The sequence below is a fragment of the Thiohalocapsa sp. ML1 genome (genome assembly GCF_001469165.1).
Lineage (GTDB): Bacteria > Pseudomonadota > Gammaproteobacteria > Chromatiales > Chromatiaceae > Thiohalocapsa.
Genome location: NZ_JABX01000011.1, coordinates 43190 through 55089 on the forward strand (window position 1 = coordinate 43190; position 11900 = coordinate 55089).

11 protein-coding genes are annotated in these 11900 nt (G+C 69.8%); 6 read left to right on the forward strand and 5 right to left on the reverse strand.

Going from position 1 to position 11900, the window contains the following annotated elements; all coding sequences use genetic code 11:
• Window position 1 precedes the first annotated feature (1 nt).
• The gene (locus ML01_RS08965; RefSeq protein ID WP_058555065.1) at window positions 2-1525 is read right to left on the reverse strand and encodes a YdiU family protein; all 1524 of its coding nucleotides are present in this window, start codon (window positions 1523-1525) and stop codon (window positions 2-4) included.
• A 241-nt stretch (window positions 1526-1766) separates the two neighbouring features.
• Between ML01_RS08965 and ML01_RS08970 the strand changes: the two genes are divergently transcribed.
• From ML01_RS08970 to ML01_RS08980, 3 genes are all read left to right on the forward strand, one after another.
• Window positions 1767-2465: a pirin family protein gene (locus tag ML01_RS08970; protein ID WP_058555154.1), complete on the forward strand. Its 699-nt coding sequence runs from the start codon at window positions 1767-1769 to the stop codon at window positions 2463-2465.
• A 142-nt stretch (window positions 2466-2607) separates the two neighbouring features.
• Window positions 2608-3258: a CDGSH iron-sulfur domain-containing protein gene (locus ML01_RS08975; protein ID WP_058555066.1), complete on the forward strand. Its 651-nt coding sequence runs from the start codon at window positions 2608-2610 to the stop codon at window positions 3256-3258.
• A gap of 216 nt (window positions 3259-3474) precedes the next feature.
• On the forward strand, window positions 3475-4005 hold the full coding sequence (locus tag ML01_RS08980) for a hypothetical protein (protein ID WP_156427616.1): 531 nt from the start codon (window positions 3475-3477) through the stop codon (window positions 4003-4005).
• Here ML01_RS08980 and mtaB read toward each other — a convergent pair.
• The 4 genes from mtaB to ML01_RS09000 are packed head-to-tail and all read right to left on the reverse strand — an operon-like array spanning window position 3999 to window position 6976.
• Window positions 3999-5372, reverse strand: a complete 1374-nt coding sequence (mtaB, locus tag ML01_RS08985; protein ID WP_254045183.1) for a tRNA (N(6)-L-threonylcarbamoyladenosine(37)-C(2))-methylthiotransferase MtaB — start codon at window positions 5370-5372, stop codon at window positions 3999-4001. The two genes, ML01_RS08980 and mtaB, sit on opposite strands and share 7 nt — an antisense overlap.
• A gap of 3 nt (window positions 5373-5375) precedes the next feature.
• Window positions 5376-5771, reverse strand: coding sequence for a nuclear transport factor 2 family protein (locus ML01_RS08990; RefSeq protein WP_058555068.1), 396 nt, complete (start codon window positions 5769-5771; stop codon window positions 5376-5378).
• Window positions 5768-6442, reverse strand: a complete 675-nt coding sequence (locus tag ML01_RS08995; protein WP_058555069.1) for an Hsp20/alpha crystallin family protein — start codon at window positions 6440-6442, stop codon at window positions 5768-5770. The genes ML01_RS08990 and ML01_RS08995 overlap by 4 nt, the downstream gene beginning before the upstream one ends.
• Before the next feature lie 57 nt (window positions 6443-6499).
• Window positions 6500-6976: a hypothetical protein gene (locus ML01_RS09000; protein WP_058555070.1), complete on the reverse strand. Its 477-nt coding sequence runs from the start codon at window positions 6974-6976 to the stop codon at window positions 6500-6502.
• 243 nt (window positions 6977-7219) lie between these two features.
• Here ML01_RS09000 and ML01_RS09005 point away from each other — a divergent pair, with 243 nt between their 5' ends.
• From ML01_RS09005 to ML01_RS09015, 3 genes are all read left to right on the forward strand, one after another.
• Window positions 7220-8299: a hypothetical protein gene (locus tag ML01_RS09005; RefSeq protein ID WP_156427618.1), complete on the forward strand. Its 1080-nt coding sequence runs from the start codon at window positions 7220-7222 to the stop codon at window positions 8297-8299.
• Between the two features lie 104 nt (window positions 8300-8403).
• The gene (gene prsT / locus ML01_RS09010; RefSeq protein ID WP_082674091.1) at window positions 8404-11247 is read left to right on the forward strand and encodes an XrtA/PEP-CTERM system TPR-repeat protein PrsT; all 2844 of its coding nucleotides are present in this window, start codon (window positions 8404-8406) and stop codon (window positions 11245-11247) included.
• A 207-nt stretch (window positions 11248-11454) separates the two neighbouring features.
• Window positions 11455-11841, forward strand: coding sequence for a hypothetical protein (locus tag ML01_RS09015; protein WP_058555073.1), 387 nt, complete (start codon window positions 11455-11457; stop codon window positions 11839-11841).
• Window positions 11842-11900 lie beyond the last annotated feature (59 nt).

The window sequence follows — 11900 nt, forward strand, 5'->3', positions numbered from 1 at the left end:
CTCAAGTTCCGCAGAAGGTCTGCCGCACCACCTCGTGCTCCTCGGGCGGTCTGCGGTAGTCGATCAGGTCCGGATGCTCCTCGTAGGGTCGCGAGACGACCGTCAGCAGCGGCTCCAGCGGGGCCAAGTCGCCGCGCTCCACGGCGGCGGTGATGACCTCCTGCACCCGATGGTTGCGCGGGATGTAGGCGGGGTTGCGTGCGCGCATGCGGGCCTGGCGCTCGGCGTTGGGCTCCTGTTGGGCGGCGAGGCGCGTGCGCCATCGCGTGGTCCATTCGTCGAAGGCGTCGGGCTTGCCGAACAGGGCGCGGACCGGCTCCAGCGTGGCCGGAGCGTCCGGGTCAGCGTCGCTCAATAGCCTGAACGTGTTGGTGAAGTCGGCACGATGCTGGGCCATGCGGCCGAGGAGCTCCGTCACCAGCTCGTCATCGGCGGACTTGTCGGACTGCTGCGTGTCGAGGAGCCCGAGCTTGGCGCGCAGGCCGCCGTAATAGGCGGGCTCGAAGGCCTTGCCGTAGGCGTCGAGCGCGGATCTTGCCTTGGTCTTGGCCTGCTCGGGGTCATCGTCCAAGAGCGTCAGCAGGCTGTTGGCGAGCTGGGTCAGGTTCCACAGCCCGATACTCGGCTGCTGGCCGTAGGCATAGCGCCCGTAGCGGTCGATGGAGCTGTAGACCTGATTCGGGTCGTAGGCGTCCATGAAGGCGCAGGGGCCGTAGTCGATGGTCTCGCCGGACAGCGCCATGTTGTCGGTGTTCATGACGCCGTGGATGAAGCCCACCAAGAGCCAGCGCGCGATGAGCTCGCCTTGGCGCGCGGCGACGGCGGCGATGAGGGCCGCATAAGGGTTGTCGTCCTCGGCGAGCTCCGGGTAATGGCGCGCGATGAGATAGTCCGCGAGCCGCTGCACGGCCTCGCGGTCGCCGCGGCGCGCGAAATACTCGAAGGTGCCGACGCGGATGTGGCTCGCGGCGACGCGGGTCAGGATGGCGCCGGGCTCGGCAGCATCGCGGAACACGGGCTCGCCGGTGGCCACCATGGCCAGTGCCCGCGTGGTCGGGATGCCCAAGCCCTGCATGGCCTCGCCCAGGATGTACTCCCGCAGCACGGGCCCAAGCGCGGCGCGGCCGTCGCCGGAGCGCGAGAAGGGCGTGCGCCCGGCGCCCTTGAGCTGCACGTCGCGGCGGCGGCCCTGGCGGTCGTTGACCTCACCGAGCAGGATCGCGCGCCCGTCGCCCAGGCTCGGCACGAAATTGCCGAACTGATGCCCGGCATAGGCCATCGCGATGGGCCGCACCCTGTCCGGCAGTCGGTTGCCGGCGAGCATGGCCACACCGTCCGCGCCGGCGAGCCAGTCCGCATCGAGCCCCAGCTCCGCGGCCAGTGCTTGGTTCAGCCGCAGCAGCGTCGGCTCACGCACCGGCGTCGGCGGGATCTCCGCGTAGAAGTGCCCGGGCAGCCCTGCGTAGCTGTGCTCGAAGGGCGGGACGGGCGCGGCGTCGGGCGCGCGGTTAAGGGCGATAGGCATGACGGATCCTGTAGGCGGGGCGGCCGGGTATGTCCGACCGAGAAACCGAGGCTTTGCCGATAAGGTACGGGCGGCGCACCGATGGCACAACGCGCATGCTGCTGTTGCGCCCGGCTGCACGCGCAACCGACCGACGCGGCGTAGCGCCGACGGCCATCGTGTTACGTTTTCGGTGCTCGTGCTGCGGACCCGCAGCCCTCACATTGCTGGCCAGTCGTTCGACAAGCTGCCGGAGGCTGACATGCTCACCATCCGCCGTGCCGAGGACCGCGGCCACGCCGATCATGGCTGGCTCGACACCTGGCATACCTTCTCGTTCTCCAGCTACTACGACCCGGCGCACATGGGCTGCTCGAACCTGCGCGTCATCAACGACGACCGCATCGCACCCGGTGGCGGGTTTCCGACCCATGGGCACGAGGACATGGAGATCGTCACCTACGTGCTCGACGGCGCCCTGCAGCACAAAGACAGCATGGGCAACGGCTCGGTCATCGCGGCCGGCGATGTCCAGTACATGGCAGCGGGTCGCGGTGTGCGCCACAGCGAGTACAACGCCTCCAGCACCGAGCCCGTGCACCTGTTGCAGATCTGGCTCGTGCCGAACCAGCAGGGCGTTGAGCCGCGCTACGCGCAGCAGGCATTCTCCGACGCGGCCAAGCGCAACCGGCTCCTGCTGCTGGTGTCGCCGGACGGGCGCCAGGGCAGCATTGCCACGCATCAGGACGCGCTCCTTTACGCGACGCGGCCCGACGACGGCACCGCGGTGACCCATCAGCTCGCCGCCGACCGTGAGGGCTATGTGCACGTGGCCCGCGGTTCGGTGCGCGTGAACGGCGCCGAGCTCGATGCCGGCGACGGTGCGCGCCTCGGCGCCGGTGAGCAGTTCGGCATCGAGGGTATCGCGGCCGGCGAGGTGCTGTTGTTCGATCTGCCCTGAATCATCGCACCCGCCGCCGGTTGCCGCGCCCCGCAGCGCCCGCATCTGTGGGAGCTGGCCGGCAGTTCGGCCGCGCCCGATGCCGCGTGCCCGCGGCCATCCCCCTCCCCGCAGCCAATCCATCAGCCAACGCGGAGCCACGATGAGCGACAAGCCAATCCACGATTTCCCCGGCAGCGAGATCGACGTGCACTGGGACGAGCGCCTGTGCATCCACATCGGCGAGTGCGGCAACGCGGCCAACACCCTGTTCGAGGGCGGGCGCGACCCCTGGTGCGTGCCGGACGAGGTAAGCCGCGCCGAGGTGCGCGATGTCTGCGAGCGCTGCCCGAGCGGTGCTCTGAGCTACGTGGACAAGACCGGCGAGCCCGAGCAGGCGCCGGCCGAGAACACCGCGAGCGTCACCTACAACGGGCCGCTCTACCTCACCGGCGACCTGCACATCGACGACGCGGCGCCGGACATGGCCGGCACCCGCTTTCGCGCGGCGCTGTGCCGGTGCGGCGCCTCCGCCAACAAGCCCTTCTGCGACAACAGCCACCTCAAGGCCGGCTTCGAGGACTTCGGCGCCGTCGGCGAGACCGGTCCGGGCCGGAGCGCCACCGGCGGCCCGCTCAAGGTGCGGCGCATCCCGAACGGGCCGCTCATGGTCGAGGGCAACCTGACCATCCGCGCCGGCACCGGGCGCATCGCCTGGCAAGGCGAGAAGGCCTTCCTGTGCCGCTGCGGGGCGTCCAAGAACAAGCCGTTCTGCGACGGCTCGCACAAGGCGGCTGGGTTTACGGACGAATAAGGCGGCTTGGGCGGAGGGCGGTGGGCGGAGGGCCAAGGGCCAAGGGCCGAGGCGGGCTCCCTCGGCCCTTGGCCCTGCGGGCCCTATCGGTCGGCTCCGCCGCCAGCCCCTAGCCCTGATGCGTTATCCTGCCGCCCCCCTCGGCAACCACGGCGGCATGATGCGATGACCCAGCAGCGGCAATCGGGCCTCTCGATCCTCGCCTTGCGCCATCGCTTGCCATCTGTCGCAGTGCTGCTGCTGACGCTCTGCTGGGCCGGCCTCGGCGTCGCTCAGCCGCAGCCCTGTCTCAAGCTCGTCTTCAACAAGTACTGCCTCGGCGGCGACGTGAACGCGCTGGCCCAGCAGCAGCCGCCGGCGCTGCGGCAGGATCAGGGCGAGCGCGTGGCGCTGATCTACTACGAGAGCCGCGATCGGGACTACGTGCTCGCCTGGCGCGGTAGCGTGTACAAGGTGCTGCGTGAGCACCGCATCGCCTCGCAGCTCCAGTACGAGGACCTGTACCGGCTGTTGCGCGAGAAGTACGGCGAGGGGCAGGACCAGAGCAGCTTCCCGGCCTACGCCCGCACGCCGGGGCGGAAGCAAATCTCCATCCGGCGCGGCGAGGGCCGGGCGGTGCATGTGTGGGCGACCAGCCTCGGCTGGCGCATCGAGCTGAGCTGGACGCGGGAGACGGGCCTCGCGCTCGCGTACATCGCCGACGAGTTGGACAACCAACAGTCCGCGACCCAGCGCGGCGGCTACTGACGGTCCCCCTTGTGCGACAGCGCTGCGGCGGGCGGCGCCAGGCAGGCCTCCAGCGCCGCGTCGTCGGCGCTGCGGGCGAGCAGCCGGGCCGGCGCGATGCGGCCGACGAGCTCCGGCGGCGCATTGCGCAGCCGCACCGGCAGGTAGTCGGGGGTGAAGCCCCCCGCGTAGCGCCCGGCGGCGTCTTCCTGCTCGCCCTCGATCAGCACCGGCAGCGTGCGGCCCACCCGGGCATCCAGGCTCGCCGCCCTCAGCACGGCGCCGAGCTCGGCGAGCTGCCGCGCGCGCTCGCGCTTGACGGGCTCCGGCACCTGCGCCGGCATGGTTGCCGCCCGGGTGCCGGCCCGCGGCGAGTACGGAAAGATATGCAGTTGCCCGAAGCCGAGCTCCGCTACCAAATCCATGGTTGCTTGCCATTGCGCGTCGGTCTCGCCCGGAAAGCCGACGATGATGTCGGTGCTGATGCCGATGTCCGGGACCGCGGCGCGGGCCGCGCCCACCAGCGCTCGAAACTCGGCGCTGCGACAGCGCCGCGCCATGCGCGTCAGCACGCTGTCGGCGCCACTCTGTAGCGGCAGGTGCAGATGCGGCATGAGCCGTGGGTCCTTGAACAGGCGCCAAAAGCCTGCCGGCAGGTCCCAAGGCTCCACGGAGCCCAAACGGATGCGCGGCACGTCGGTCTCCGCGAGCAGCGTGTGGATGAGCCGGGCGAGGTCGAGCCCTGCCACCCCTTGGTCGCGGCCGTAGCCGCCGAGCTGCACGCCGGTCAGGACGACCTCCTGCACGCCGGTGTCACCGCCCGCCACGGCGTTGACCTCGGCGACGATGTCCGCGAGCGGGCGGCTGCGCTCGGCGCCGCGGGCCACCGTGGTGATGCAGAAGGTGCACTGGTAGCGGCAGCCGTCCTGGACCTTGACGAAGGCGCGCTGGCGCCCGCGGGCGAACAGCGTCTCGGCGGCGTCGGCATCCGGGTCCGGTCCCGGCAATCCCGGGGGCAGCAATTGCGCCGCGGCGGCCAGCTCCACGAGCCGGTCTTTGTCCGCGTTGTCCACCACCAGATCGATGCGCGCGTCGCCCAGGTCCACGTCCGCCAGCGAGGCGGCACAGCCGCTCACCACCAGCCGCGCCGCCGGGTGCCGGCGCTTGAGGCGTCGCAGCAGCCCGCGCGACTTGCGCGTGGCCTCCGCCGTGACGGCGCAGGTGTTGACGACGACGAGGTCGGCCGGCTCATCGGCGCCGGCGATGCGGCAGCCGCGGCCGCGGAACTGTCGCGCCCAGGCCTCCAGCTCCGCCTCGTTCAGGCGGCAGCCGAGGGTTTCGAGGCGGACCGACAGCGGCGCGGCGGCGGGCACGGGGCGGGCGGCCAAGCCTCAGCGCGCCGGCGGGGGCGGTGGCGAGTTCTGGTGCAGGATCATGCTCCAGCCCGCCTCCCCGCGGCGGCGGAACACGTTGGTGGCGTAGATGCCCGGCGCGTTCGCCGGCGTCCGGGCCGCGTTGTTGTGCTCCTCCAGGTAATGGATGGCGACATCGCCGAGCTCCACCCAGCGGATGTGCGTGACCTTGATGTCCAGCGGCACCTTGCTGCGCAGCAGATCCCGCATCATGTTGCGCACCTGCACGCCGTGGACGATGGGCTGCATCGGCAGCATGCAGGCGACGTCCGGCGAGTCGTCCCAGACCCGCGCCATCAGGTCCGCGTCGCGCTCCTCCAGCGCGTCGTAGAAGGCGTCCTCGGCGGCCTGGGCGGTGGCGAAGGGCGTGCTCATTGCCCCGCCTCGGGTGCGGCAGCGGCCGGTGCCGGCGGCTGGCCGGACAGGGCCGGCGGCAGCGGTTCGCCCGGCATCGGCACGGCGCCCGGGCCCATGCCGCGACGCGGGATGCGGATACTGATGGCGTCCTCGGTGGCCTGGCGCTCCATGGCCGCGAGGTCCGCATCCGGCGGCGCCGGCAGGCGCTTGGCGCGCTGGCCGCTCGCGTAGGACCAACTGCGCCGGTAGCCCTGGCCGTCGGCGGCGGTCTCTTGCCGGGTCGTCTCGGCCGTGCGCCGCACCGCGAGCAGGAGGCCCTGGCCCAAGGGCCGGATCTCCACCTGCTCCGGCGGCAGCCCGCGGAGATCGATCTCAAGCACGTAAGCGTCGTCGGTGCGCTGCTGGGTAAGGCCAAGCCCGGCGAACTCGAAACTGATGCGGCCCGTCTCGGGGTCGTAGTCGGCGCCCGCCGGAGCGCCAGCCGCGGGGCCGAAGCCCGGCGCGGGCGGCATCCGGCTGCGCATCTGCGGCGGTGCCGGGTAGCCGGGCAGCGGCGCCTCGGCGGCGGTGCCCGCCGGCAACGGCGGTGCCGCGGACGGCTGCCAATCGCCGGCGCCGGCGGCCGTGCACCAAAGCAGCGTGCCGCAGCCGATGAGGGTGGGAATCCGAAGTAACCGGGTTGGGACCATGCGCTTTGCCTCCGCGGGTGCAGCCTGAATGACGGGGGCAGTATAAATGCGTCAGGGTCAGCGGCGGCAGCGCCAGGTCGGCGTGCCGTCCGGCGTGACCAAGCCCCAGTCCAGCAGCAGCGCCCGCGCATCCTCGGCGTCGTGCCGGTACCAGGCCCACGCCGAGCCCAGGCGAAAGGAGTAGCCCCAGGCGTCCATGTCTCGGCACAGCCGCTCGGCGCCGACGCCGGGCAACTGCTCGGCGATGCGGATTTGCAAGTAGCACACCGCGTTCTCCTCCGCGTCGTCGCCGCCGGCGTCGGTGTGCAGCCGCTGCCTGCGCGCTTCGGTCATGCAAATGTAATGGCAAGCCTCGTGCAACGCCGAGTGCAGGGGGGTATCCTCCCGCACGAACAGCCGATTCCCGATCAGGCCGGCCTCGGGCTCGCCCCAGTGGCTGCCGGGGATCTGCTCCGCGCCGGGCACGGCGACGACCTCGAGCCCGGTGCGCCCCAGCATCTGTCCGAGGCCGACTGCGGCCTGGTCACGAAACATCGTCAAATCTCCGGGTCGTGTCGTCTAGCCGTGTCGCTCGGCGCCCGAGCGCGAATCTGATCGGTCAAGCGGCGCTGTCTGTCAGGAAACTTTACAGCTTTCAGGGGATCGCTGATAACCTACCTGCGGGTTTCGCACAATTCCTTTAATCAAAACAAGTAGCTGGGGAGGGTCGGCATGTTCTTTGCTGGAGATACGCCCAAGCGGGGTTTCTCGACCCGAAAGTGTAAAGAGTCTGCGCGTATGGCTTCTCTGACAATTTCTTCAGCGGCTGAGCGGACCTTGGTTTCCGGGTCGTCTCGTGTAACCGCCGCGGGCGAATCTCGGCCGACCGGCCGGAGGATTGATCTGCGCACTGCGGTCTTGGCGTTCGTCATAGTCGGGCTTGGCGTTGCCGGCACGTTGCCGTCGGCGGTGTACGCAAAAGCCTTGGCTAGTGCTTCGCTCAATATCGTTGACTTCTCCTGGTATCGCGTGGGGGGCGGCCCCTTGGGCGAAGACATCGTCCTGACCTCGCTCGTGCTGGGGGGGCCGCCGGGGCCGCAACAGGACACGGTGCTGCGTGGGGGCAGTGACGAAGTTGCGCTGATGGGCGCGCTCAACGGCGTCGCGGTCCCGGCACCGTCGCCGCCCACGACTCGGTCCCATCTCGCTACTGGTGGTCTGGGACCCCTTGAGGTCGGTCCGGCTTGCTCGAACGGCACCGGTCCTGGCTGTACGGCAAACCTTAATCCGATCGGCACTTTGGGAAGTCAGGCCGTCAGCGGTTATTCGGAACTCGACGGCTACTACGCGGCTGTGCCCGGCGATAAAGCGGGTCTGTCCGGCGGTTTGCGCTCGGATGTGTCGCTGCTCAGCGGGTCGACCACCGGCACAGCTAACGGTGAGTGGACGAGTGTCACGTCCCTGCGTCCAAACGTAACTGTGGACACATACTTCAGGGTGGAGTTCGCCGCCCAGGCTCTCGCGCGTCCTGACGATGTATCGGATATGGCAGAGGCGCGCGTCCTACTGGAGGTGAGCCTGAGTGGTAGCGGCATTACGTTTGGTTCGCAGGAAATCTTGAATCTCCAGACGACCGATGGGGACCTCCAAGACAACCGAACGGTCTTCATCTACGCGAATACCGGCAATGATCCGTTTACGCTCGTTGCGGGCGCGAACAATGACTACACGCTTTCGGTTACGGCAACGACGATGGCCAGCGCAGGAACAGGGCCCAGCAACGTGCCGGTTCCACCTGCCTGGAGCTTGGTGCTCGCCGGGCTTGTGCCTCTTGTTTGGCGTCGTCGCAGGACGCCTGCCACTCGGCTCCCGCTGTAAGCGAATCGCGATATCCCTGTGCTGGCCGCTGTTCTGCGCCTAACGGCGTGCGGGCCGACCGCACAGCGCGCGGGCACGCTCGCTCTGGTCCTTGCACGCCGTTCATGCCGAGCGCCAGCACAGTAGCGTTCCGGCATGGGGTTCGCCCCGGCCTTCTGTTTCCGGCGCTGTGTCTCTCCGTCGCCCTCGCCGCTTGTCATCCAGCGCCGCCGACGACCCCCGAGGATCAACTCCTCAAGGCCAATGTCTTGGTCGAACAAGGTCGCTCCGTCGAGGCTGTTAACCTATTGTTGGCGGCCCTTGGCGAGACCCCTGATCATGCCGGCCTGCGCTGGCGCGTGGGCGAGCTACAACTGGAGGCGGGCTTCACCGAGCACGCCATCTCTCACCTGAAGGCCGCACTCGCTGCCGGTACTAGCCCCTCTTCGGTCTTGCCTGTGTTGGCCAAAGCTTTGCTGGTATCCGGCGATACGGCCGAGCTTTTGGCTATGGACCTGCCGCCCGCGCTGTCGCCGTACGCCGAGGCTGCGGTCATGGCCCTGCAAGCCCAGGCGCACGCACAGCGAGAGGACTTCGCTGCCGCGGAGCGACGCTTGCAGGAGGCGGCGCTTGCGAGCCCGAACAGCGCGGCCATCGGCGTAGCGCGTGCCCGGATTCTTGTCGCCCAAGGCCGTCAGGATCGGGCGCGCCTGGAGTTGCAAGGGCTAGTCGAGGCCTTTCCGGACGACGCCGACGCCCTTGGCTTCCTCGCCGACCTGGAGCGCCACCGTGGCGACCTGACGCAGGCGGAGGCGCTCTACAGCCGCGCCCTGGAGAACGCCACCTTCAAGGTGCAGGTACGCTTCCTGCGCGCCGAGGTGCGCCTCGACCTTGGCGATAGTGACGGTGCCGCGGACGACACCGCGCGCCTGGAGGCGGCGGTGCCAGAGACCTTCGCGGCGCTGTATCCACGGGCACGCCTGCTGTTGCTCGCAGGCGACGCCGAGCAAGCCCTGCAGGCGTTCGAGGCGGCCAACCAGTTGCAACCGGCTCATGCGGCGACGCTGCTCTTCGGCGGCATCGCGGCCTACAGCATCGGCCGCACCAGCCATGCCGAGGACTGGCTGGCGCGGGTGCTGACACTGGCGCCGGGTAATGTACAGGCTCGCCTAGTGATGGGGGCGATTCGCTTCAACCAGGGCCGTTACGCGGAGGCCGAGCGGTTGCTGCGCCCCTTGCCCTCGGTGCTGCCCGGCAATCCGCTACCGCGGCGGCTGCTGGCGGCCGCTCTGGTCGCACAGGACAAGGCCGCCGACGCGGTGCCCTTGCTCACCGCCTTGGTGGATGCGCGCCCGGACGACCCGCGTTCGCAGTTGGACCTGTCCGTTGCCCTGGTGCTGAGCGGCGCAGACACGCGCGGTGCCATGGCATTAGGCGCTCTGGTGTCCGCGCATCCGGACTACCGTCCGGCCTATCAGTACCTCATCGCCTACTACGTTCGGACACAGGATTGGACGATGGCGCTGGACTGGGCAGAGCGTTTCAGCGCGCGCTATCCAGACGATGCGCAGCCGGGCTTCTTGCGCGCCGAGGTGCTGCTGGCAGCCGGGCGCAGGACGGCGGCACAGGAGGCCTTGGCGGAGGTGCTGGCGATGGCTCCCGGGCACCGGCGGGCGCATCTCAAGCTGGCCGCTCTCGCCCTGGAAACGGGAGACGCGTCGAGCGCGGAGGCGCACTACGCAAGCGTCTTGGAACAAGCGCCGGATGATCTGGACGCACTGATGGGACGCGCTGCAATGCTTGCGGCGCAGGCCCGACCGGATGAGGCCGTGGCGTTGCTGGAGCAGGCGATCATGGCGCACCCGAGCGCGCTTGAGCCGCGGATGGCACTCGCCCGACTCTGGCTGGCGCAGGGCAACCCACAGCCGGCCGTGGCAGCCTTGCGCGAGGGTGCCGAGGCGAGCTTTCGGCGCGACGCGGCCTATGTGCGCTTGCTCGCAGAGGCACTGTTGGCAAACGAATCGCCGCAGCTCGCTGCGGATGCAGGGCGCGATCTTGTCACCCTGTTGCCCAAATCGCTGGATGCCCATGGTCTGTACGCTCAGATTCTGACCCGATTGGACGACAAAGCGGCATTGCAGCGAACCTTGGAGCAGATGCTGAGCATCGATCCGACACATGAGCCGGCGCTGTTGGAACTGGTGCGTCTGCACATTGCGACGGGCCTCTTCGAACAGGCGGAGCGGCTGCTGGGTCCGGTGCTGGCGGATCTGGACCGCCCGCCGCTGGCGGATTTCCTCTTCGGCTTGATCTTGACGGCGACGGACCGGGCCACCCAGGCGGTCGCGCCGCTCAAGCATGCCTATCGCACGCTGCCGTCGGAGCGCACGCTGCTGGCGCTGGCGAACGCCGAGGCGCAGTCCGGGCGGGTCGAGGACGCCATCGGCCGCACGGCCGAGTGGCTCGACGCGCACCCGGACGATGTCGAGGTGCGCGTGACGCGCGCGGGGCACCTGGTGCAGGCGGAGCGGGTGACGGAGGCGATTGCCGAGTACGAACGCGCACTGGCGCTGGCGCCGAACCACGCGGTGGCGCTGAACAACTTGGCCTGGTACGCGCTCGCGCAGGACCCGCGGCGCGCCATGGAGTATGCGCAGCGTGCGCTGGAGGTCAAGCCGGACTCGGTGGAGGTCGCGCATACGCTGGTGAGCGCGCAGGTGGAGGCGGGGGAGTGGCGCGATGCGGAGCTGACGCTGGACCGCGTCCTGCCGCTGCATCCCACCGACACGGGGCTGATGTGGCTTTCGGCCCGGGTGCTGCACCAGAAAGGCAGAGCGGAGGAGGCGCTGCGGCGGCTCGAGCGCATCCTGAATGCCGATCCGCCCGACGCGGAGCGCGAGCGCGCGCGGGCGCTGCTGGTGCAGATCGAGGACGAGATCCGCGCCGAGGAAGCCAAGAAGCTCTGGTAGCCACTGATCCGCCCGGCAGTCGGGCTAGAGGCGGCGACGGTATCAGCACGGGACAGCGCCGTGCGGATGCGCTAGCCTGCCGTGCCAACCATCTGCTTGCCGGAGGCACCCATGGCGCGACAACTTTCAGCAGAACAGGCAGTACCGGCACCGCCGGTTGCAACCGAACCGGCCCCGCGGCCTGCATCCGAGCTACTGCAAGGACCCATGGCGGCGGCCATGCTCGCCGCGGCCGTCGTGCTCGGGGCGGGCGTCGGTGTGGCTGCCGTGCTTGCGCTCGCGGCGCCGGTCGGCCGGGAGCCCGCGCTCGTGAACCTGCTGCATGCGATGGTCGGCATCAAGGCGCTGATCTTTGCCGCTGCCGCAACGCTGGTGGCGCTACGCCTGCGTGGCCCGGTCTCGCTTGGGTCCATCGGCGGCTATTGCACGGGGCTCGGCATGTCCGCGGCAGCACTCGTGTGGCTGTGGGGGTTGTCCGGACTGCTATTGGGCTCGGCGCTGTTTTACGGCGGTCTCGTGGCCACCTATCTCACCGCGTCGAAAGACCAGGGCCTTGCCGACGGGCTGCGGCGGGCGCTGCCGGGCCGGCGCTGAGCGGCCGCAGCTCGGCGCGCCAAGCGCTTGTCGCCGGCGGCGGGCGCCCCGCGCTGCCG